Below are 21982 nucleotides of genomic sequence, written 5' to 3'. Positions count from 1 at the left end.
AGAATGAAACTGCTGCGCTATGGCGAAGCGGGGAGCGAACGCCCCGGCCTGCTCGATGCGGATGGAACGATCCGCGACCTTTCCGCCCATGTCACCGACATTGCCGGCAAGGCGCTCGACCCGGCATCGCTCGAAACATTGTCGAAGCTCGATCCGAAATCGCTGCCGGCGGTCTCCGGCAATCCCCGCATCGGCGCCTGCGTCGCCGGCACCGGCAAATTCATCTGCATCGGCCTGAACTATTCCGACCATGCCGCCGAGACCGGCGCCACCGTGCCGCCGGAGCCGATCATCTTCATGAAGGCAAGCTCGGCCATCGTCGGGCCTGACGACGACGTGCTGATCCCGCGCGGCTCGGTCAAGACCGACTGGGAAGTCGAGCTTGGCGTGGTCATCGGCAAAACCGCGAAATACGTCACCGAGGCCGAGGCGCTGAATTATGTCGCCGGCTACTGCGTCGCGCATGACGTGTCCGAGCGCGCCTTCCAGGCCGAGCGCCAGGGCCAGTGGACCAAGGGCAAGTCCTGCGACACCTTTGGGCCGATCGGCCCGTGGCTGGTGACCAAGGACGAGATCCAGGACCCGCAGAACATCCCGATGTGGCTGAAGGTCAACGGCAAGACGATGCAGAACGGCTCGACCAGGACCATGGTCTATGGCGTCGCCTACCTGGTTTCCTATCTCAGCCAGTTCATGTCGCTGCATCCGGGCGACATCATCTCGACCGGCACGCCGCCAGGCGTCGGGCTGGGCATGAAGCCGCCGGTGTTCCTGAAGCCCGGCGACGTCGTCGAGCTCGGCATCGAAGGGCTGGGCATGCAGAAGCAGACGTTCAAGGCGGACGAGTAGCGGCGCTCTGCCTTCTCCCCTTGTGGGAGAAGGAGAAAGGGGCGCGCTAGTTCAGCACCTTGCCATCCGCTCCAAACCGATAAGTCTTCGCCGGATCCGGCGTCGCGTAGAGCGTGGCGCCCGGTTCGGCGTTGTAGACGCCAAAAATGCGCACGGTGATCAGCCCGGCCTTTTCGCAGTCGAGATAGAGGTTGGTGTCGGCGCCGAGGTGCTCGGCATGGACGACGGTGCCTTTCCAGGCGCCGGATTTCGCATCGACGGTCAGGTGCTCGGGACGGACGCCGATGGTCTTGGCCGTCTCGCCAAGCCTGGCGCCGTCGACGAAATTCATCTTCGGCGAGCCGATGAAGCCGGCGACAAACTCATTCGCCGGCGCATTGTAGAGCTCCATCGGTCCGCCGATCTGCTCGATCTTGCCCGCATTGAGCACGACGATCTTGTCGGCCAGCGTCATCGCCTCGACCTGGTCGTGGGTGACATAGATCATCGTCGCCTTCAGCCGGCGATGCAGCTGCGCGATCTCCAGCCTAGTGTTGACGCGCAGTGCGGCATCGAGGTTGGACAAAGGCTCGTCGAACAGGAAAAGCTTGGGCTCACGCACCACGGCGCGGCCGATGGCGACGCGCTGGCGCTGGCCGCCGGACAGCTCGGCCGGACGCCTGGCGAGATAGGGCTCCAGCGACAGCATCGACGAGGCGATGCCGATGCGGCGGTCGATCTCGGCCGCCGGCGTGCCTGCCTGCTTGAGGCCGAGGCCCATATTGTTCTTCACCGTCAGATGCGGGTAGAGCGCATAGGTCTGGAACACCATGGCGATGCCGCGTTTGGCCGGTGGGGTTGCGGAGACGTCCGCGCCATCGATGACAACCCGCCCCGAGGTCGAATCCTCCAGCCCGGCGATGACCCTGAGCAGCGTCGATTTTCCGCAACCGGAAGGGCCGACGAAGACGACGAATTCGCCATCGGTCACTTCGAGGTTGATGCCCTTCAGCACCTCGACCGGCCCAAACGCCTTCTTCACATTCTCGATGTTCAGCGAGCCCACGGCGTTCCTCCGGATTGGAATATGGGCGCGCCGTAGAGCGCTATCCCTGACGAAAATTCCCGTCTCAAAGTCGCACCGCCTTCCCGCTGCGGACGCTTTCGTCGGCGGCAAGGCAGACGGCGAGCGACTTCACCGCGTCGTCCATGTGGCGGGAGAGGTCGAGATCCTCGCGGATCGCCTTGAGCAGAAAAGCCTGTTCGCGGTCGCAGAGATCCTGATGGCCGGGCTCGCCTTCCATCGACAGCAGCTCATCCGGCTTGGCGAATTTTCCGTCCGCGCCGGTCGCCGCGCTGTGCAGGCGGATGGTCGAGGTCCTGGTGTGGGTGTCGATGTCGTCGGATCTGACGCCCTCCTTCATGACGATCGACACGCAGCCATGGGGCGAGATCACGTCCTTCACGAAGAAGGCGGTTTCCGAGATCATCGGCCCCCAGCCGGCCTCGTACCAGCCGACCGAACCGTCGTCGAACAGCACCTGCAGGTGCCCGTAATTGTACATTTTTGGCGCAACCTCGTCGCTCAGCCGCAGCCCCATGCCGCGCACCTCGACCGGCCTGGCGTCGGTGATCTGCAGCATCACGTCGAGATAGTGCACGCCGCAATCGACGATCGGCGACGTCGTCTGCATCAACTGCTTGTGCGTCTGCCAGCTATGGCCGGAGGATTGCTGGTTGAGGTTCATGCGGAACACGTAAGGACCGCCGAGCTTGCGCGCCTCGGCGATCAGCCTGATCCAGGACGGGTGATGGCGCAGGATGTAGCCGATCACCAGTTTTCTGCCATTGGCCTTGGCTGCCGCAACGACGCGTTTGGCATCGGCCACCGTCGTCGCCAGCGGCTTTTCGACAAAGACATGGCAGCCGGCCTCGAACGCCTTGACCGCATAGTCGGCATGGCTGTCGGAATAGGTGGCGATGCAGGCGATATCGGGCCTTTCGTCGCGCAGCGCCTCGTCGAAGGAGCGCCTGATGCCATAGAAGGAAAGCCCGGCCGGCAGCGGCACGTCCGAACGGTTGACCAGCGCCGCAATCTGGAACCCCGGGTTGGTGTGATAGGCCAGCGCATGGCTGCGGCCCATGTTGCCGAGGCCGGCGACGACGACGCGAAGGGGTTTTTCTGAGCTCACTTGACCGCTCCCGAGGTGATGCCGCGGATCAGCTGCCGCGAGAAGATGACGTAGAGGATCAGCACCGGCATGATCGCCAGCGACAGTGCGGCCAGGATCGCGTTCCAGTTGGTGACGAACTGGCCGAGGAACAGCTGCGCGCCGAGCGTCACAGTCTTGGTTTCCTCCGACGGCGCTAGGATCAGCGGAAACCACAGATCGTTCCAGATCGGGATCATGGTGAAGACGGCGACAGTCGCCATCGACGGCCGCACCAACGGCAGCACCAGCCGGAAGAAGATGGTGTATTCGGACAGGCCGTCGATGCGTCCGGCATTCTTCAGATCGTCGGAGACCTGCTTCATGAATTCCGACAGGATGAAGACGGCGAGCGGCAGGCCTTGCGCCGTATAAACCAGGATCAGCGCCGTCAGCGTGTTGACCAGCCCGCTCGCCACCATCAATTGCAGGATGGCGACGGTGCCGAGGCGGATCGGGATCATGATGCCGAGGGCGAGATAAAGCCCCATCAGCGAATTGCCACGAAAACGGTATTCCGACAGCGCAAAGGCGGCCATCGCGCCAAACAGCAGCACGAAGAACAGCGAGGCGACGGTGACGACAAGGCTGTTCTGGAAATAGTGGATGAAATCGCCCTGGCCGATGACGGTGGTGTAGCCGATCAGGTCGAAGGTTTTCGGGGTCGGCGGCGTCAACGGCGCGCCGAAGATGCCGGCGCGGGATTTAAACGAATTCATGATGACGATGATCACCGGAAACAGCGCGATCACCGTATAGGTCAACAGCACCGCATGGGCGCCGATGGTGCGGGGCAGCGAGTGGGTTGCCGTGCTCATCTTACGCCTCAGAACTGATAGCGACGCAGGCGCGTCTGGACGAGGAACAGGTAGACGCAGACGCCGCCAAGGATGATCAGGAACATCATCGTGGCGATCGCCGCGCCCATGTTGGGATCGCCGACCTGCAGCTGGAAACCGAAGAAGGCCCGGTAGAGGAAGGTGCCGAGGATATCGGTCGAATAATTCGGGCCGGCCAGCGCGCCTTGCGCGGTGTAGATCAGGTCGAAGGCGTTGAAATTGCCGACGAAGGTGAGGATCGAGATGATGCCGATCGACGGCAGGATCAGCGGCAGCTTGATCTTCCAGAACTGCGACATGCCGGTGATGCCGTCGCATTCGGCGGCTTCGATCACCTCCTCTGGGATCGACAGCAACGCCGCATAGATCAGCATCATCGGGATGCCGACGAACTGCCACACCGAGATCAGGCTGAGCGTGGTCAGCGCATATTCTTCTTTGCCGAGCCACGGCGTGAACAGGCTTTTGAGGCCGACAAGATCCATCAGGTTCGGCGCCACGCCCCACAGCGGCGACAGGATCAGCTTCCAGGCGAAGCCGACGATGACGAAGGACAGGATCGTCGGCACGAAGATCGCCGTGCGGTAGAAGGCGGAGAATCTCAGCCGCGGGCTGGACAGCAGTGCGGCCAAAAGCACCCCGATCGGATTCTGCACGATCATATGGATGATGAAGAACCAGACATTGTTCCGGAGAGCGTTCCAGAAGCCCACGGACCAGTTAGGATCGCCGAACAGCGTGCGGAAGTTTGCCAGCCCCACGAAGATTTGGGACTGGTCTATGTTGCGGAACAGCGAGAGCCGTAGCGTGCCGGCCAGCGGCAGGATCATGATCGCGGAATAGACCAGCACCGCCGGCGCCAGGAAGACGACGATATGCCAGCGGAACGGTCGTTTCGGTGCTGCGGCCATGCGTTCGGTCCCCGCCGATCAGGTTCTTGCGATGCTTTCGACGGCAGCGCTGCCCCTCACCCTTACCCTCTCCCCGTGAAAGACAGGGAGAGGGGGGCGTCAGCGCCGGAGCTTCTCCCTTCTCCCCGTCACTATACGGGGAGAAGGTGCCGGCAGGCGGATGAGGGGCGGCGCCGTCGGTTGCAGTCGATGCTATCGAAAAAAGCAGAGCCGTCCACTTGCGACGGCCTTGCTTCTATCTGCGCTCTTACTTCGCCGGCTTATACCAGCTGTCGAGGCCGTCCTGCAGCTTCTTGGCGGCAGCTTCCGGCGTATCGGTGCCATTGATGACGTTAGCCGATTCAACCCATGTCTCGTTTTCGAGGTTCGGCGTACCGCGGCCCAGGATCTGGTAAGTCGAGCGGATCGTCGACTTGCACTTGTCGCGCCAGGAGACGAATTCCTGGGCCAGCGGGTCTTCCATCTTCACCGGCGTCTTGTTCAGGCTGAAGAAGCCCGGCAGCGCGTTGGCGTAGATGGTGGCGAAATCCGGCGAGGCGACCCAGGTCAGGAAGGTCTTGGCTGCATCCGCATTCTTCGACGCTGCATTGAGGCCCATGCCGATGTCGGTGTGGTCTGAGATGTAGCAGGTGTCGCCGGCCTTCTGCACCGGCGGCGGGAACGCGCCCATCTTGAACTGCGCCTGGGTGTTGAACAGGCCGATCTCCCACGAGCCGGCCGGGTAGATGGCGGCGCGGCCGAGGGTGAACAGGTTCTGGCTGTCCGGATAGGTCTGCGCCTCGAAGCCGTCGCCGAGATAGGGCTTCCATTTGGCGAGTTCGGCAAACGGCGCGACCCACTGCGGGTCGGTCAGTTTTTGCTCGCCCTTGATCAGCGCGGTGCGGCCTTCCTCGCCCTTCCAGTAGTTCGGGCCGATGTTCTGGTAGCCCATTGTCGCGGCTTCCCAGAGGTCCTTGGTGCCCATCGCCATCGGGATGTAGGTGCCGTCGGCCTTGATCTTGTCGAGCGCGGCGTAGAACTCCTCATTGGTCGTCGGCACCTTGATGCCGAGCTGGTCGAAGGCGTCCTTGTTGTAGATGAAGCCGTGGATGACGGAAGCCATCGGCACGCAGAAGCTCGACTTGCCGTCGTCGGTCTGCCAGGCGGCCTTGGCGACGTCGGAAAAATTCTCCATGCCAGGCAGCGTCGAGATATCGGCGAGATTGCCCTTCTTGAACAATTCCAGCGACTTGTCGAACGGGCGGCAGGTGATCAGGTCGCCGGCCGAGCCGGCGGCGAGCTTGGCGCCGAGTGCTGCATCATATTCGGTCGGCGCCGACGGCGCGAACACCACCTTGATGCCCGGGTTCTTGGCCTCAAAAGCCGGGATCAGCTTGTCCTTCCAGATGGCAAGGTCGTCGCCGCGCCAGCTTTCGATGTTGAGCGTTACGTCCTGGGCATAGGCCATCCCGGCCGAGCCGAGAATGCTGGTGCCGAGAAGCAGTGCCGTCAGTAGTTTGGTTGTCATGCTCAGTCTCCCTGTTGACCTTTTTCAGGTTCGGTTTTGAGAACAGAGGCTTTCCGCCCCATGCTCCCCTCGATCGCGGAAAGCGCCGGGCGCAGCTTCTGGCCGGTGCCTTCCAGTAACTTCTGCGCCGCATCGGCGCTGGCGGCGCCGGCGGCGAGCAGAATGGCGGTCTTGACGGCGCCGCCGCTGTTCTCGAGCAGGCGCGCCGCATCGTCCCTGTCGCGTCCGCTGATGGCGGCGACGATGCGGGCGGCGCGGTCGCGCAGCTTGATGTTGTCGGCCATGAGGTTGACCATGTAGCCGTCATGGACATGGCCAAGATGGATGGCGGCCAGCGTCGACAGCATGTTGAGCGCGATCTTCTGGGCGGTGCCGGCACCCATGCGCGTCGAGCCGGCGATCAGCTCCGGCGGCGTTTCGAGCAATATGGCGATGTCGGCCAGCCGAAGCAGCGGCGCATGCTTGTTGTTGGCGATGGCGATGGTCGCCGCCCCCCGGGTTCGGGCTTCCTCGATCGCCCTGACCGCATAGGGCGTCGAGCCGCTGGCCGAGACCGCGATCAGGCAGTCGCCCTCGCCGATGCCGGCAGCGGCAACCGCCGCCGAGGCTTCGTCGGTGTCGTCCTCCGGCCCGCCGGCCAGCGCCTTGAAGGCATCGTCGCCGCCGGCGATCAGGATGGCGATGCGGTCGCGCTGAATGCCGAAGGTGCCCGGCAGCTCCAGCGCATCGGCCAGCGCCATCAGGCCCGAGCTGCCGGCCGCTGCGTAAGCGAGCTTGCCGCCGCTGTTCAGCCGGCTGGCGATGATCTCGGCTGCTTTGGCAATGGCGGGAATGGCGCCGCGCACCGCCTTGGCAGCCTCGATCTGCGCGTTGGCCAAACAGGAAAGGATGGCGTCCGGAGCCTGGATGTCCAGCCCCTCGGCATTCTGGTGAAGCGCTTCGGTGCGCGTTTCGGCCATCCGCTTTCCTCCAATCCGCAAAACAATACCAAAAAAATACCACTTGTCCACACGCATTAGCGATTTCCCTGCCTCGGAACTGGCCTTTCGTCAAAATGCGTAAGTTTTTCAATAAAATACGCCTTAATCTTTTTGAAACGAAAATTAATCCTTGGCTATTGGTATTTTATTGGTATTATCTGCCGGAGGAGACATCGCGTGAAATTCGTGCTTGGCATCGATGGCGGCGGCACCAGCTGCAGGGCGGCCCTTGCAACAGCGGACGGCACTGTCGTCGGCCGCGCCAAGAGCGGTGCCGCCAACATCCGCACCGACCTCACCGGCGCCAGGGCCAACATCGTCGAGGCGGCAAGGCAGGCCTTTGTCGCCGCCGGGCAGGACCCCGAACTGATCCCGCAGACCCCGGCCATCCTCGGCCTCGCCGGCGCCAATGTCGGCACCTACAGGCAGCAGCTCGAAGCGATCCTGCCGTTCAGCCAAAACCGTGTCGAGACCGACGCCGAGATCGCGCTGGAAGGCGCGGTCGGCTCCGGTGACGGCGCCATGGCCATCCTCGGCACCGGCACCGCCTATATGGCGCGCAAAAACGGCAAGTCACGCGCCATCGGCGGCTGGGGATTCCAGGTCGGCGACCAGGGCAGCGGCGCCCGCATCGGCCGCGACCTGCTCGAGCAGACGCTGCTCGCCTATGACGGCATCCGCCAGGGATCGCCGCTGACGCAGGCCATGCTCGCCGTCTTCCGCGACAATCCTGAGGATTTGGTCGAGTTCACCACCAACGCAAAACCCGGCGATTTCGGCGGCTTCGCGCCAAAGGTCTTCGACCATGCCGAAAAGGGCGACATCGTCGCCAACTGGATCCTCGACAAGGCAATCGCCGATGTCGAGGCAGCACTTGGCGTGCTCGATCTCGGCGACGACGATCCGCTCTGCCTGCTTGGCGGGCTGGCGCCGCTCTATGCACCACGCCTGTCGGCGCGCTACCGGGCGCTGCTGAAGCCGCCGCTCGACGATGCGCTGGGCGGCGCAGTGCAGATGGCGGTGCGCGTTTTCTCGGGTGCGACGGAGGCGGCGCGATGAGCGAGGCCGCCGATCAGATCTTCGCCACGCTGAAGCAGTCGGCGCAAAGCGGCACGCCGCTCTATCTGCAGCTCAGGAAGAGCATCGAGGACGCGGTCAATCGCGGCCTGATCGGGCCGGGCGACGCGCTGCCGTCCGAGCGCGACATCGCCAGCAAGGCCGACATTTCGCGGGTCACCGTGCGCAAGGCGGTGCAGGATCTGGTCAAGGGCGGCATCCTTGTCCAGCGCCACGGCTCCGGCACCTTCGTCGCGCCGCGGATGGAGCGCGTCGAGCAGTCGCTGTCGCGGCTGACGTCTTTCACCGAGGACATGGCGCGGCGCGGCATGGCGGTGCGTTCGGCATGGCTCGACCGCGGCCTCTATGCGCCGTCGCCGGACGAGATGATGGTGCTCGGTCTGTCATCGAACGAACTGGTGGCGCGGGTGGCGCGCCTGCGCATCGCCAACGATACGCCGCTGGCGATCGAGCGCGCGGCACTGTCTGCCAGCGTGCTGCCCGACCCGGCGGCGATCGGTTCGTCGCTCTACGCGGCGCTTGAAACGACCGGCCATCGGCCGGTGCGGGCGGTGCAGCGCATCTCCGCCGCCAATCTCGGCGACGACGACGCGCGCCTGCTCGAAGTGCCGCCTGGCATTGCCGGCCTGCACATCGAGCGTATTTCCTATCTGGCGAGCGGCAAGGTGATCGAATTCACCCGCTCGATCTACAGGGGCGACGCCTATGATTTCGTCGCCGAGCTCCGGCTGAGCGGGCCGGGCGAAGAGGGCCGGCCATGAGCGCGACAATTACCCATATGCGGCGCGAGATCGAGGAGATCCCGGAGGCGACCGCGCGCCTGCTCGACGGCTCGGCAGCGGTGCTGACCGAGGCCGGGCGCGGCATTCGCGAGCGCGACCCAAACTTCGTCGTCACCGTGGCGCGCGGCTCCTCCGACCATGCCGCCACGTTCATGAAGTATGCGGTGGAACTGACCGCCGGCCTTGCCGTCGCGTCGGTCGGCCCGTCGATCGCTTCGATCTATGGCGCCAGGCTCAGGCTGGCCGGCTCGGCCTGCCTGGCGATCTCGCAGTCGGGCAAGAGCCCGGACATCGTCGCCATGGCGCAAGCCGCGAGAGCTGGCGGTTCGCTGACCGTCGCCATCACCAACACCGCCGATTCGCCGCTGGCGCGGGCCTGCGACTACGCGATCGACATCCTGGCCGGCCCGGAGCGCAGCGTCGCGGCGACGAAGACCTTCGTCAATTCAGCCGTCGCCGGCCTCGCCTTGATGGCGCATAGCACCGGCGACGACAAGTTGCTGGCAGCACTTGCCCGTTTGCCGGGACATTTCCGCAAGGCGATCGCCTGCGACTGGATGGCGCTGGCCAGCGCCCTTGAGACGCAGAAGTCTCTGTTCATCCTTGGTCGTGGTCCGTCCGCGGCGATCGCCAATGAGGCGGCGCTGAAATTCAAGGAAACCTGCGCCATGCATGCCGAGGCCTATAGCGCTGCCGAAGTCATGCATGGCCCGCTGGCGCTGGTCGGGCCTGATTTTCCGGTGCTGGCGCTCGCCGCCCGCGATGCTTCCGAGCCGTCGGTCGCAGCGGCCGCCGACAGCCTGGCGGGCAAGGGCGCGGCCGTCTTCGTGACTTCGGACAAGGCGACAAGCGCTCAGCACCTGCCGCATGTCGCCACCGGCCATCCGTTGACCGACCCGCTGGCGCTGATTGTGTCGTTCTATGGCTTCGTCGAGGCCTTTGCCCGCCATCGCGGTCTCGATCCGGACACGCCGCCCAATCTGCGCAAGGTGACGGAAACCATATGAGCGACCGTTTTGCCCTGACTGGCGCCCGGATTTTTGACGGCGACGACTGGCACGACGACGCTGCCCTTGTCGTGCGAGACGGTCTCGTCGAGGCCATCGTCGCCGCCGGAGCCGTTCCGTCCGGCGTCGAGCGTATCGAAACCGGCGGCGCCATGCTGGCACCGGGCTTCGTCGACCTGCAGGTCAATGGCGGCGGCGGCATCATGCTCAACGACCATCCCAATGTCGCTTCGATCGAAACCATCTGCCGGGCGCACGCGCCGTTCGGCACGACCGCGCTGCTGCCGACGCTGATCACCGACTCGCCTGAGATCACCGCGTCGGCGGTTGCCGCCGGGGCCGAGGCCGCACGGCAAAAGGTGCCGGGCTTTTTGGGCCTGCATCTCGAAGGCCCGCATCTATCGGTCGCCCGCAAGGGTGCGCATGACCCGGCACTGATCCGGCCGATGCTGGATGCCGACCAGGCGATGCTGATTGCGGCGCGGAAAACCCTGCCGGTGCTGCTGACGACTGTAGCGCCGGAATCCGTCGACCCGGCACGTGTTTCGGCGCTGGTCGAGGCCGGCCTCGTCGTCAGCCTCGGCCATTCCGACACCTCCTATGCCAAGGCGCGCGCGTTTGCCGACGCCGGCGCAACAATGGTCACCCATCTGTTCAACGCCATGAGCCAGATCGGCAACCGCGAGCCGGGTCTGGCGGGTGCCGCCATCGATACCGGCACATTGTTTGCCGGGATCATCGCCGACGGCATCCATGTCGATCCCGCCGCCATGGCCATCGCTTTGCGCGCCAAGCAGGGCCCGGCAAGGATTTTCCTGGTCACCGACGCGATGGCGACGATCGGCACCGACATGACCTCGTTCACACTGAACGGCCGCGCCGTCTACCGCAGGGACGGCAGCCTGCGGCTTGCCGACGGGACGCTGGCGGGCGCCGACCTCGACATGATCTCCGCCGTCCGCTTCGTCCACCGTGTCGTCGGACTGGACTTGTCGGAGGCGCTGCGCATGGCTTCGCTCTATCCGGCGCAGGCGATTGGCCAATCACACCGGCTCGGGCGCTTCGCCAACGGCACCGCCGCCGATATCGTTGCGCTGTCGGACGAATTGGGCGTCAAGGGCGTCTGGATAGAAGGCAAGAGGGTTTTCGAGGTCGGTGTCGCGAAGGGCGCCTAAGATATCAGCCGTTTGGCCCGCAGCCTGAAGCGGCTGGTTGCTCAACTGTCCCTCTTGTCCCCAATCACCTGGGCTGGCGCCGGAAGCCGCGGTGCAGACGGTCTCGTCGGTTTCGGCAGCAGGCGGCGCACGGCGGGCGCGGCCGCCACATCGTTCCTGGCGGCGAACAGCTCGTGGTTCTTCTCGATGTCGTCGAGCTTGTAGCGATAATTGACCATCAGGCCATGCGCCTGACGCAAGGCGCGGGGCGACAGATCGCCGAAAAGGTCGATGCGCTCCAGCCGCGCGCCATTGCCAAGATGGAAGCGGGCGACCGGGTCGATCACCTTGCCGGAGGCGGTGCGAGCTTCGAGGAAATACTGTGCCGCAAGCGGAAGCAGGACTTGGCCTGCGCGGTCGCGCACGGCAGCATCTGCATGCCAGCCCTCGTCGGCGACGAGATCCAGCGCCTCAGTGGCGGAGGGGATGGTTTCGGCCTGCTCGGCCAGCCAGCGGGCAAAGCCCGGCACTGGCGACAAGGTGACGAAATCGGTCAGGCCGGGAAGGTCGCGGCGCAGGTCCTCGACCACCTGCTTGATCAGAAAATTGCCGAAGGAGATGCCGCGCAGGCCCTCCTGGCAGTTGGAGATGGAATAGAACACCGCCGTCGTAGCCTGCCGCGGCGGCACCAGCGGCCGCTCGTCGGCGAGCAGCTCGGCGATCGTCGTCGGCATCGCCCGGGTGAGCGCGACTTCGACGAAGATCAGCGGCTCGTCGCCGAGCTGCGGATGAAAGAACGCATAGCAGAGCCGGTCGGCGGGCTCGATCCGGCGGCGCAGATCGTCCCAGGTGTGGATGGCATGCACCGCCTCGTAGCGGATGATTTTCTCCAGGATGTTGGCCGGCGTCGACCAGTCGATCCGCCGCAGCACCAGGAAGCCGCGGTTGAACCATGACGACAGCAGGTGCGTGAAGTCGGCATCGACGATGGCGAGATCGGGCAATGTGGGCAGCCGGGCAAGCAGATCCTCGCGCATGCGCACCAGCGTCTCGATGCCGCCGGGCGCCAGGTTCAGGCGGCGCAAAAGCTCCTGCCTGGCCGGCTCGGCGGCGTCGTGCAGGGCAAGTGCCGAACGATCGTCCGGCGCGGCGCGATAGGCATCCACCGCGGCGGCAAGCCTGGTGTGATCGGTGCCGAAACGATCGCGCAGTACATGCAGGAAAGCCAGCCTGCCATCGGCGCCGAGAGTTCGCCAGCGATCGAGTATTTCTCTTGCATAGGCGACGCCCGATGCCTCCCCCTGGCTGGAAAGCAGACGGACGCACAAACGTGCCAGGCTGTCGGCCGAAACCGGCTCGTCACCGCGCACGAGGTTCAGCATCATCCGGCCGCGGTCGGCGATGGTGTTCAGCAGGTCAGCGAAGAAGGGGCTGCGATTCATCGATCCGACCGTCGAAGGGGAGCCTGCGGGAGGGTCCGGAGAGGCATCAGGGTGAGACAGAGAATATGGATGGTAGTTTTGGATATGCCAATAAAATCGCCAAAAATGGACAAGGCCATTTTGGCTGGGGATCGCATGTCACGAGCGCAGGCGCACCGGCGTCGGCCAACGAATTCCTGACCGGCTGGGGAGAACAGCGCGTGCCGATGACGTCGCGCCGGCAGCGTCAGCCGGCCACCTGGTCGGCCGCTGTCCTGATCGCCTCGATGTTCGCCCGATAGGCTTCGACGCTGCCGCCCTTGAAAATAGCCGCACCGGCGACCAGCACGCTGGCGCCGGCGGCGGTGACCAGTGGCGCGGTTTCGGGCGAGACGCCGCCGTCGATCTCGATCCGGATCGGCCGATTGCCGATCAGCGCCTTCACCCGCTTCACCTTGTCGACGACCTCCGGGATGAAGGCCTGGCCGCCAAAACCCGGATTGACGGTCATGATCAGGATCAGATCGAGCCGATCGAGCACGTATTCGATCGCCGTTTCCGGCGTCGCCGGGTTTAGCGACACGCCGGCCTTCTTGCCCAAGTTCCTGATCGTCTGCAGCGAACGGTCGAGATGCGGCCCGGCCTCGGCATGCACCGTCATGCCGTCGCAGCCGGCTTCGGCGAACGCCTGCAGATAGGGATCGGCCGGCGCGATCATCAGATGGCAGTCGAAAAAGGTTTTGGTGCGGTTGCGGATCGCCTTGATCACCGGCGGGCCGAAGGTGATGTTGGGCACGAAATGCCCGTCCATGACGTCGAGATGGATCCAGTCGGCGCCGGCCGCCACCACCGCCTCGACCTCGTCGCCGAGCTTCGAAAAATCCGACGCCAGCACCGATGGCGCGATCAGGGTCTTTTGAGCCATGTTCGCTTCCCTTTCTCGAGCCCGCCTTCGCCGTAATCGTCTCAGCGCTGCTTGTCGACAGGAATCCGGTGCCCGCGAAAGGAGAGAGGCAGCATCGGCCACCTCTCTCCCTGTTCAAGCGTCGCGATTTCAGTTCACGGGATGCCGCGGCCTGGCCGGTCGTGGCGGCAACACCTTGCCGCTGCCTTGCTTCACTTTCTGCAGGTTGAGCTTCTTCACAGGGTGCTTGGGCACGCAGTGTCCACGCAGCAGTTTTTCGGTTGCCCGGCAGGCGGTGACGATCACCGGCTTCTTGACGCATGCATTGCCGACCAGATGATAGCCGCGCTTGCAATCGACAATGATGGAGGGCTTGTGCAAGCATCTCCCATCGATGCGCTGTTCGTCGCGCTTGCACCTGTCGGCGATCACTGCATTGCGCACGCATTTCAGGCCGACCTGATGGTGACCGGGCAGGCAGTGGATGCTGACCCCAACGCATTTGCCGTCGACACGCTTTTCGGTGCTGCGGCAGGCAGCCACGACCGGCCTGTCGACGCATTTGCCACGGATCAGCCTTTGGCTCGGCAGGCATGTGCGGCCGGCATCGATGACGACCGGCGGAAGTTGCGGTTTGCCGGGATTGGGTCGCGTATCGACCGCCAGACCATCGACATTCGGATCAAAATTGCGCTTGATGCAGGTAAAATCCTCCGTGCTGTTGTCGACGGTGGCGATCGAACCGTTCTGCTTGATCTCCTGCAGGGTGCACTGGATCGAGCGGGTTCTGACGATGCTGAGTTCGTGTGCGGCACTCGCCTTGAACACACCGCCATTGTTAAAGGCGGCTGTCGTGCCGGTGAAGAATGCGCCGTTCGAGCAACTGATGCGGTAGTGAAACGCACCCGGCGCATCGCGCTCGACCTCGAACGCCACCTGGCCTTTGCGCGGGCAGAGTTTTTTGAAGCCAGCGCTGTCCGAGACGGTGACCTCGCCTTGCCAGTCCGAATGCGCCGGCGGGTTTTCGGGGTTATCCTGAGGTGCGTCGGTGAAGCCGCCCCCACCCGCGCCGGTGCAATGGACGGTGATGTCCTTCCAGCCGTCGAAAGGTTCGAACGGGCCGTTGCCGATGATCTCGGTCTTGTACTGGAAATAGGCGGTGGCGCCGACGTCCTCCCATTTCTCATAGGTGGCGAAATAGCCATTCTTGGTCGCGTCGTATGACGCCCACGCCTGCTGCACCTCGGAGGTGATCGGCCCGTCGTTCTTCTGGCGCCAGATGCGCATCGACACCGGCCCGGCCTGGTTGGCCTGCGCCCGGCTCGTGACCTTCAACGACGGGCAGACCGTACCGGGCGTCGAGCCGGCCTGGTTCGACTGGTAGGTGGTCAGGAACAGCTTGACGTTTTCGACGTCGAATTTGCCGAAATCATTGGCGACGTCCTGAACCGGCGGCTTGATGACGGGGTCGCAGACGATTTGGACGTCGAACGAGCCATGCTCGGCATAGTGCGAGTCGTACAGCGGATGGGGCCAGCTGCCGCCCTGGGCCTCGCTGACCGCATTGTCCATGTCGAGCGCCGTGTCGGTGAGTGCCGAGAAGCTCGCATGAAAACTGTGCGTGAACGAGTAGGATTTTGTCGGCCCATCGGGCTGGAGGTGCTGGTTGCACCTGGCGATGATCTGGTCGCCGTAAGGCACGACGGCGATACCGCTATCTGAGGACAGCGGCATGATTGAGGGGTCGAAGGAGAAATTTTGCTGGTGATCGTAGTCGCGGCTGACAGGCGAGGCGCTCCAGATCTGAGGAAACGCGCCGCACTGGCCCGGTCCACAAACGCCGAGCGCCACGCCGACGTCCTGCACATAGCCTGGCCACCGTGTGTTGAGCTTCATGTGGCCCCAGAACTGGACGTTGCCGCTTTTCAGCGTGTCCCATTTTTGCTTGTCGCTCGAGCCGACATGGATTGTCGTGTTGGCGCTTTCGGTGTTGAACGACATTGACTTGATGTTCGCCTGCTTGGCGAAGGCCGGCGTGGTGGCGAGCGCAGCTGCGATCAGGGCAGCGGCCGCTGCCGTGTTGCGGAAAGCATGTTTGGCTGAAGACATTTTCTCTCTCCCTGAAATGTTGCTTCGGGGAGTTTGTCGCCGACTGCGGCGATAAGGTTCACGCAGCGGCTGAAACACGTCCGACGGACGAAAAAACCCCGCCGGATTGCTCGGGCGAGGTCTTGGTGCTGGGCTGAGCCCGGGACCCTACTGGAGAGCCCGCGGCCTGCGCCTCGGCTGCTGCAGGATGCTCGGGTTCAGCAGCAGGTTCGGATTAATCTGCAGCGTCGGCGCCCTGCGGATCGGAGTGCAGTCTGGGTACCGTCCGACTGTCCCGACCGGGCAGCGCCGCCTGATGATCGGCTGACACCGGCCGTTGATCAGCCCGGAGCCAGGCGCGCACTCCAGCTGTGCCCGGCGGCATGCGCCTCTGATCACCTCGGTCCCGCGCGGGCAGACACAGGCGCCACGTTTGTTGTGAACTTGGCCGCGGATGGTGCACTGTTCAACGGTCGGCTTCGTGACGATCGGCATGCAGGCCCTGCCCCTCAGTTCCGTCCGTCTCGGACAGACGCAATCGCCGCTCTTGGTGCGGATCTGGCCAGGCAGCAGCTTGCACAGGCGTGCCGGCGGCTCGTCGGTCGACACGCACCTGCGGTTATCCAGCTCGGTTCCGCGCGGGCAGACACAACGCCCGTCGGAGGTACGGGTCTGGCCCTTGAGCAGCACGCAGCGCTCCTTCGGCTTCGGTATGATGACCGTGCCGCCAGCCGACGAGCACTGGCCGTTGCGGAAAGTAGTGCCTTGCGGGCAGACGCAGCGGCCGGCGTCGTTCATGACGAGGCCCTGCGAGCACACCTTCTTCACCTGTTTCTTGATGGTGAAGGCATGGCAGGCATAGGCCTTGCCGCGATCGCCCTGCACATTGGCCGACTCGCGGGAGAGCATTTTGCCGGCACCTCGCACCGGCGTATCGGGCGACAGCACGCCGACACAGTTCTGGCCGCTGACGGTGCCCTGCAGATTGGCCAGGCGGCCGTCGTCGGGAATGATCACAGTCACTTGGTGAACGTGGCTTTCCCCGGCGCCGAGCGTCAGGTTGGCGATGCAGGATGCAGGCAAGGTCGCCGGTTCCGGCGCACAGCCGAAGGGCGGGTCGATCGAGGTGATCGCAACGCCTTCCAGCCGGCCAAGGCCTTCGACACCGATCGCATCACCAATGCGAACCGGACCGGAGAAGGCGTTTTTCCCATCATTCGCGATGGTGATCTCGAACGAGCAGGGCTGGCCGACCCGGCACTCGGCATCGCCGGTTTTCTCGACACGGATGGTCGAGGCGCCGCCGCCCTTGGCGCAGGCCCTGCTGATCAGATGGACGACGTCGTCTCCTGGCGCCGGGCCGTAGGAACCGCGTGCGCAGTTCTCGAACACGCCATTCGCCGCAAGCGCCACATCGAAGTGGCGGCTGGTACCGGGCGTCATGACGGCGCCGGGAATCTGGCACGACAACGCATTGGCCGGAACCGGTCCGCACGTCCATTCCGCGCCGTCGGGAGTGACGGCCTGGATCTGGACGGGCGCGCCGCCAGCCACCAGCGTGGCGGCATCGTTGACCCAAACCGGACCGGTAGGGGCACTGGTGCCGGTGCTGATGACGGTGATGCGGCAGGTGACGGGCGCAGCACCGGCCAGCGCACCGCTGCACAGTTTGGTGAGGCGCATGGCCGGCTTGCCGCTGTCGGAATGACGGATGCGTTGCCTGACGCATGCCCTGTTGTTGGTGAGGTCGTTCTCGCCGGGGATGGCTTTCACCTCGGCGCAGTTCTCGACCGTGTTTGGCCGGTAGCCGGCCGGCATCACCGCCTTGACGAAGATTGGCGTGGAAGCGCCCGGCGAGAGCATGATGCCGGCATTGTCGCAACGGAACTGGCCGGGGCCGTTCGGTCCGCATGTCCATGGCGGGATCGGGCCGAAGCTCGACGATGCCGGCACGCCACCCGGATAGGTGTCGGTAACCGTCAGCGGCCCGTCGTAGCGGACGTTGCCGTCGTTGATGATATCGATCACGAAGGTGCAGACACCATCTGCCGTGCAGACCGGGGTGCGGGCACGCTTCTTCAGGATCAGATCGACTTTCTTTTCCACCGGCGGCCGGCAGTCGCGGCCCCGGTCGCCACGCCGGCAGATCGGGATCGAGGCGCAGTCGCGGTCGTTGTCGAGGCAAGGAGGCACGCCACCGGGGGGCAGGAAGTCGGGCGGATAGAAAGGCGGCAGGTAACCGCCGCCCGGTATCTGCTCATTGTAGCCGGCACGGCCTTCGCAGGGATGCCAGACTTCGACGTCGCCGACATGCCCTTCTGCCTCAGGGCCTTCTACCTCGGGGTCTTCGAAATAGCCGTCAAAGTCGACGAACCACGCGCCGAAAGGCGGCACGTTGGCTGGCTTGACCAGCGCCGTCGGCGTGATCTGCACACCTCGCACGGCGAGCGGCCCGCCGCCGGCAAGCCGTTCGGCAAGCGCGGGGTTGTCGCGCAACTTGTCTGCGGTCTTGACCAGCGTCTCGGTGCAGATGCTCGCGTCGAGATTGCCGTCGGCGTCATAGCCATATTGCAGGTCGAGGCCGCCAGCCGACTGCCGGTTGTCTTGCGGGAAGCCGACCGCATAGTCCTGCGGCATTTCCACCCAGATTGATTCCGTCGCCGGATCGTCCGGGTTTTCGCGCCCATAGCGGAAGACCTCACCCGTGCCGGTATCGGCGAACTGGCTGTAGTCGTAGCGGTTTTCCACCGGGCCGCGCTGGGCCAGGTACATGAAGCCGCTGATGTCGAAAGCGATGTCGGTGACGGCGTGGCCGTTGTCGGCCTTGACCGTCAATTCCCAGCGCGGGTCGCCAGCAAAGCTGCCGTCGCGGGCAACGCCCACCGACCAGAGCTCGGCCTTTTCACCGACGGAATAATAGAGGCGGCCGCCGTGATAGGCGACGGACCAGACGCGACGCTCATCCTGCGTATAACCCCAGCTGTCGGGGTCCTCGCTGTCGAAGACAGCGCCCTCGATGTCCATCACCAGGCCATCGTCGGCAAGCGGGGCCAGCCCGTACGCCGGGCGCCCGGCAACGCCGTGGTCGAACCTGTCGAGCAGTACGCCGTTGGCGTCGATGCGGTGGATGAGACCGGTGTCGAGGTCGCTGGCGAAGAACTGGCGGCGGATAGTGTCGAAGGTGACGTCGCCGATGCCAGGGCCGCTGTTGGTGTCGAGGTCGGCGAATTTGCTGACCTGGCCGGTGATGCCGTCGATCTTCCAGATCGTGCCCGGTCCGCCACCGTTCTCGGTGCCGAACTGGCCGTCCATGAAGGTGGCGCCGGCAGCACCGCGACGCTGCCGCTCGGGACGACCGTCCGCATCTTCGTCCGACGTGACGATGCTGACGCCATGCAGCGAGGTGGCGCCGGCATAGAGGTTCGCAATGCCCGAGGGAGAACCGTCGCGTACGCCGTCGTCATAGGTGATGCCGAACACCTGGCCGATCTGCCCGGCCGTCACTTCGAAGGGCGGCGGCGTGAAGACGAGTTGGCCGGAGGCCCGCCCGCCCAGCCTTGAAACGTCAAAGACGCGCAAGGTTGCGCGCGTCGTGTCGATAAAGGTCTCGTCGACCGGGTCGACGCTGGGCGGCAGGCCCTCCTCAGGATCACGAATGACGGTACCGGAAAATCCGGTCACCGCCATCGAGCCTGGATAGATGATCTGCGTTTCCTGCGCCTGCACGGCACCGCCAAGCCACAGGATGGTGGCGAGCGCCAACGCCGGAAAGCCGCTGGCTGTTTGCATCGCACGGCGCAAACGGCCAGCACGAGAGCGTACGAACGCGCCGTGGTCGCAAGACATGGAATTCCCCCGCGGGCGACGGGAGAAACATCCGGTGTTTCCGCGCAAACCAGGGCAAGGCGCGACGTTCCGGCACGTTTTCCCTGATCGAATTTGTCTGCTTTCCTCGTGACCACGATATGCCCGCTCTTAAGCATGGTCAACGGAACCAGCGGAACGCCTGGCATAGCGACCCCACCCCGAAAGCGGTGGTCGCGCTGAGACTGGATTTCCAGTCATGGCCTTTCCTTTCCAGGGGCGCACCACGCAGCGCATCTGGGTGTCAGTCGCGAACCGACGCTGAAAGGTTCATGGGCCGGAGAACACTGGCCGGGCCGAGAAAAGGATGTGTTGGATGCCTTGCGCAGAATGCTTGCGCGCCGCGCAGCCTGTTCTTATATACGCGCCAAGCCGTTCGGCGCCGGAATGCCGGTTGCCGAAGCGGAATTTCTTGTGAACAGGGGCTTTCGTCGGAACGCCTGTACGGGTCCTGAGAGCCTGCTTAGCGGAGAGATTAGAAAAATGGCAAAAGTAATCGGTATCGATCTGGGGACCACCAACTCCTGCGTCGCCATCATGGACGGCAAGGAATCGAAGGTCATTGAGAATGCGGAAGGCGCGCGCACGACCCCTTCCATCGTCGCCATCAACAGCGACGGCGAGCGCCTCGTCGGCCAGCCGGCCAAGCGCCAGGCGGTCACCAACCCTGAAAACACCATCTTCGCGGTCAAGCGCCTGATCGGCCGCCGCTATGACGATCCGGTTACGGAAAAGGACAAGAAGCTTGTCCCCTACCAGATCGTCAAGGGCGACAATGGCGACGCCTGGGTCGAGGCCGGCGGCAAGAAGCAGTCGCCCAGCCAGATCTCGGCAATGATCCTGCAGAAGATGAAGGAAACGGCGGAAGCCTATCTCGGCGAGAAGGTCGAGAAGGCGGTCATCACCGTTCCGGCCTATTTCAACGACGCCCAGCGCCAGGCAACCAAGGATGCCGGCAAGATCGCCGGCCTGGAAGTGCTGCGCATCATCAACGAGCCGACCGCGGCCGCACTTGCCTACGGCCTCGACAAGAAGGAAGGCAAGACCATTGCCGTCTATGACCTTGGCGGCGGCACGTTCGACATTTCGGTGCTCGAAATCGGCGACGGCGTGTTCGAGGTGAAGTCGACCAATGGCGACACCTTCCTCGGCGGCGAGGATTTCGACATGCGTCTGGTCGAATATCTGGCGGCCGAGTTCAAGAAGGAACAGGGCATCGACCTGCGCAGCGACAAGCTCGCGCTTCAGCGCCTCAAGGAAGCGGCCGAAAAGGCCAAGATCGAGCTGTCGTCGACGACGCAGACCGAGATCAACCTGCCCTTCATCACCGCCGATGCCACCGGCCCCAAGCACCTGACGCTGAAGCTGACGCGGGCGAAGTTCGAGAGCCTGGTCGAGGATCTCGTCCAGCGCACGATCGAACCCTGCAAGGCGGCGCTCAAGGATGCCGGCCTGAAGGCCGGCGAAATCGACGAGGTCGTCCTGGTCGGCGGCATGACCCGCATGCCCAAGATCCAGGAGATCGTGAAGCAGTTCTTCGGCAAGGAGCCGCACAAGGGCGTCAATCCGGATGAGGTCGTCGCATTGGGCGCCGCCATCCAGGCCGGCGTGCTGCAGGGCGACGTCAAGGACGTGCTGTTGCTTGACGTGACGCCGCTGTCGCTCGGCATCGAGACGCTGGGTGGTGTGTTCACGCGGCTGATCGAGCGCAATACGACGATCCCGACCAAGAAGAGCCAGGTGTTCTCGACTGCCGAGGATTCACAATCGGCCGTGACCATCCGCGTCTTCCAGGGCGAGCGTGAAATGGCCGCCGACAACAAGGCGCTCGGCCAGTTCGACCTGGTCGGCATTCCGCCGGCGCCGCGTGGCGTGCCGCAGATCGAGGTCACTTTCGACATCGACGCCAACGGTATCGTCAACGTCTCGGCCAAGGACAAGGGCACCGGCAAGGAGCACCAGATCCGCATTCAGGCGTCTGGCGGCCTTTCGGACGCCGACATCGAGAAGATGGTGAAGGACGCCGAAGCCAATGCCGAGGCCGACAAGAAGCGGCGCGCGTTGGTCGAGGCTCGCAACCAGGCCGAGGCGCTGGTGCATTCCTCGGAGAAGTCGCTGAAGGAATATGGCGAGAAGGTTTCCGAGGCCGACCGCACGGCGATCGCCGATGCGATCGCGGCGCTGAAGACCGCTGCCGAAGGCGACGACGCGGCCGAGATCGAAGCCAAGACGCAGGCGCTCGCCGAAACCTCGATGAAGCTCGGCCAGGCCATGTACGAGGCTTCGCAGAAGGAAGCCGCGGAAGCTGACGCCAAGGCGGACGCGGCCAAGGACAGCGACGTGGTCGATGCCGACTTCGAGGAAATCAACGAGGACGACGACACGAAGAAGTCGGCCTAAGCGGCTGCCG

The 21982-nt window shown here is 64.4% G+C and carries 16 protein-coding genes; 6 read left to right on the top strand and 10 right to left on the bottom strand.

Annotated elements, in window-relative coordinates; genetic code table 11:
- The first annotated feature begins 3 nt into the window (after positions 1-3).
- A complete protein-coding gene (locus tag AC0L3D_RS10815) occupies positions 4-849 on the top strand; it encodes a fumarylacetoacetate hydrolase family protein (RefSeq protein WP_473644241.1) in 846 nt (281 codons plus the stop codon).
- A gap of 46 nt (positions 850-895) precedes the next feature.
- On the opposite strand, the gene AC0L3D_RS10810 is transcribed toward AC0L3D_RS10815, so the two are convergent.
- The 6 genes from AC0L3D_RS10810 to AC0L3D_RS10785 all read right to left on the bottom strand — a co-directional run bounded on the left by AC0L3D_RS10810 (position 896) and on the right by AC0L3D_RS10785 (position 7254).
- Positions 896-1894, bottom strand: coding sequence for an ABC transporter ATP-binding protein (locus AC0L3D_RS10810; protein WP_473644239.1), 999 nt, complete (start codon positions 1892-1894; stop codon positions 896-898).
- 64 nt (positions 1895-1958) lie between these two features.
- Positions 1959-3020: a Gfo/Idh/MocA family protein gene (locus AC0L3D_RS10805; RefSeq protein ID WP_473644237.1), complete on the bottom strand. Its 1062-nt coding sequence runs from the start codon at positions 3018-3020 to the stop codon at positions 1959-1961.
- A complete protein-coding gene (locus AC0L3D_RS10800; RefSeq protein WP_023801468.1) occupies positions 3017-3856 on the bottom strand; it encodes a carbohydrate ABC transporter permease in 840 nt (279 codons plus the stop codon). The genes AC0L3D_RS10805 and AC0L3D_RS10800 overlap by 4 nt, the downstream gene beginning before the upstream one ends.
- Before the next feature lie 8 nt (positions 3857-3864).
- Positions 3865-4788 (bottom strand): carbohydrate ABC transporter permease, encoded by a 924-nt coding sequence (locus AC0L3D_RS10795; protein WP_473626742.1) that lies wholly within the window; start codon positions 4786-4788, stop codon positions 3865-3867.
- 247 nt (positions 4789-5035) lie between these two features.
- Positions 5036-6295, bottom strand: a complete 1260-nt coding sequence (locus AC0L3D_RS10790; protein ID WP_473644235.1) for an ABC transporter substrate-binding protein — start codon at positions 6293-6295, stop codon at positions 5036-5038.
- A gap of 2 nt (positions 6296-6297) precedes the next feature.
- Entirely contained in the window at positions 6298-7254 is a 957-nt protein-coding gene (locus AC0L3D_RS10785) for an N-acetylmuramic acid 6-phosphate etherase (RefSeq protein WP_473644233.1), read from the bottom strand.
- Positions 7255-7452: 198 nt separating this feature from the next.
- Here AC0L3D_RS10785 and AC0L3D_RS10780 point away from each other — a divergent pair, with 198 nt between their 5' ends.
- From AC0L3D_RS10780 to nagA, 4 genes are read left to right on the top strand one after another with little or no spacing between them, the layout of a single operon-like run.
- Positions 7453-8334, top strand: a complete 882-nt coding sequence (locus AC0L3D_RS10780; protein WP_023801464.1) for a glucosamine kinase nucleotide-binding domain-containing protein — start codon at positions 7453-7455, stop codon at positions 8332-8334.
- Complete coding sequence (locus AC0L3D_RS10775) at positions 8331-9113, top strand: GntR family transcriptional regulator (RefSeq protein WP_023801463.1); 783 nt, start codon at positions 8331-8333, stop codon at positions 9111-9113. The genes AC0L3D_RS10780 and AC0L3D_RS10775 overlap by 4 nt, the downstream gene beginning before the upstream one ends.
- Positions 9110-10141, top strand: a complete 1032-nt coding sequence (locus AC0L3D_RS10770) for an SIS domain-containing protein (protein WP_023801462.1) — start codon at positions 9110-9112, stop codon at positions 10139-10141. Before AC0L3D_RS10775 ends, AC0L3D_RS10770 begins: the two co-directional genes overlap by 4 nt.
- Entirely contained in the window at positions 10138-11316 is a 1179-nt protein-coding gene (nagA, locus tag AC0L3D_RS10765) for an N-acetylglucosamine-6-phosphate deacetylase (RefSeq protein WP_473644231.1), read from the top strand. Before AC0L3D_RS10770 ends, nagA begins: the two co-directional genes overlap by 4 nt.
- A gap of 41 nt (positions 11317-11357) precedes the next feature.
- On the opposite strand, the gene AC0L3D_RS10760 is transcribed toward nagA, so the two are convergent.
- The 4 genes from AC0L3D_RS10760 to AC0L3D_RS10745 form a co-directional block, all read right to left on the bottom strand.
- Positions 11358-12737 carry a malonyl-CoA decarboxylase gene (locus tag AC0L3D_RS10760; protein ID WP_473644229.1) on the bottom strand — a complete coding sequence of 460 codons (1380 nt, stop codon included), beginning with the start codon at positions 12735-12737 and terminating at the stop codon, positions 11358-11360.
- 226 nt (positions 12738-12963) lie between these two features.
- A complete protein-coding gene (gene rpe, locus AC0L3D_RS10755) occupies positions 12964-13641 on the bottom strand; it encodes a ribulose-phosphate 3-epimerase (RefSeq protein WP_023801459.1) in 678 nt (225 codons plus the stop codon).
- Positions 13642-13770: 129 nt separating this feature from the next.
- Positions 13771-15729 (bottom strand): EB domain-containing protein, encoded by a 1959-nt coding sequence (locus tag AC0L3D_RS10750; RefSeq protein WP_473644227.1) that lies wholly within the window; start codon positions 15727-15729, stop codon positions 13771-13773.
- 147 nt (positions 15730-15876) lie between these two features.
- Entirely contained in the window at positions 15877-19497 is a 3621-nt protein-coding gene (locus AC0L3D_RS10745) for a hypothetical protein (RefSeq protein WP_473644225.1), read from the bottom strand.
- Between the two features lie 558 nt (positions 19498-20055).
- On the opposite strand from AC0L3D_RS10745, the gene dnaK reads away from it, so the two are divergent.
- Positions 20056-21972, top strand: coding sequence for a molecular chaperone DnaK (gene dnaK, locus AC0L3D_RS10740; RefSeq protein ID WP_023801456.1), 1917 nt, complete (start codon positions 20056-20058; stop codon positions 21970-21972).
- Positions 21973-21982: the final 10 nt, after the last annotated feature.

It is taken from the genome of Mesorhizobium sp. WSM4837 (genome assembly GCF_055811435.1).
The sequence above is the reverse complement of the archived record's forward strand: the minus strand, read 5'-3'. Positions and strand labels throughout refer to the sequence as shown.

Bases quoted from the DNA above. Each gene is read 5' to 3' on its own strand.
- AC0L3D_RS10795 (WP_473626742.1), bottom strand. From the start codon at position 4,788: ATGGCCGCAGCACCGAAACGACCGTTCCGCTGGCATATCGTCGTCTTC.
- AC0L3D_RS10760 (WP_473644229.1), bottom strand. From the start codon at position 12,737: ATGAATCGCAGCCCCTTCTTCGCTGACCTGCTGAACACCATCGCCGAC.
- AC0L3D_RS10770 (WP_023801462.1), top strand. From the start codon at position 9,110: ATGAGCGCGACAATTACCCATATGCGGCGCGAGATCGAGGAGATCCCG.
- AC0L3D_RS10800 (WP_023801468.1), bottom strand. From the start codon at position 3,856: ATGAGCACGGCAACCCACTCGCTGCCCCGCACCATCGGCGCCCATGCG.
- nagA (WP_473644231.1), top strand. From the start codon at position 10,138: ATGAGCGACCGTTTTGCCCTGACTGGCGCCCGGATTTTTGACGGCGAC.
- AC0L3D_RS10785 (WP_473644233.1), bottom strand. From the start codon at position 7,254: ATGGCCGAAACGCGCACCGAAGCGCTTCACCAGAATGCCGAGGGGCTG.
- rpe (WP_023801459.1), bottom strand. From the start codon at position 13,641: ATGGCTCAAAAGACCCTGATCGCGCCATCGGTGCTGGCGTCGGATTTT.
- AC0L3D_RS10815 (WP_473644241.1), top strand. From the start codon at position 4: ATGAAACTGCTGCGCTATGGCGAAGCGGGGAGCGAACGCCCCGGCCTG.
- AC0L3D_RS10750 (WP_473644227.1), bottom strand. From the start codon at position 15,729: ATGTCTTCAGCCAAACATGCTTTCCGCAACACGGCAGCGGCCGCTGCC.
- AC0L3D_RS10745 (WP_473644225.1), bottom strand. From the start codon at position 19,497: ATGCAAACAGCCAGCGGCTTTCCGGCGTTGGCGCTCGCCACCATCCTG.
- AC0L3D_RS10775 (WP_023801463.1), top strand. From the start codon at position 8,331: ATGAGCGAGGCCGCCGATCAGATCTTCGCCACGCTGAAGCAGTCGGCG.
- AC0L3D_RS10790 (WP_473644235.1), bottom strand. From the start codon at position 6,295: ATGACAACCAAACTACTGACGGCACTGCTTCTCGGCACCAGCATTCTC.
- dnaK (WP_023801456.1), top strand. From the start codon at position 20,056: ATGGCAAAAGTAATCGGTATCGATCTGGGGACCACCAACTCCTGCGTC.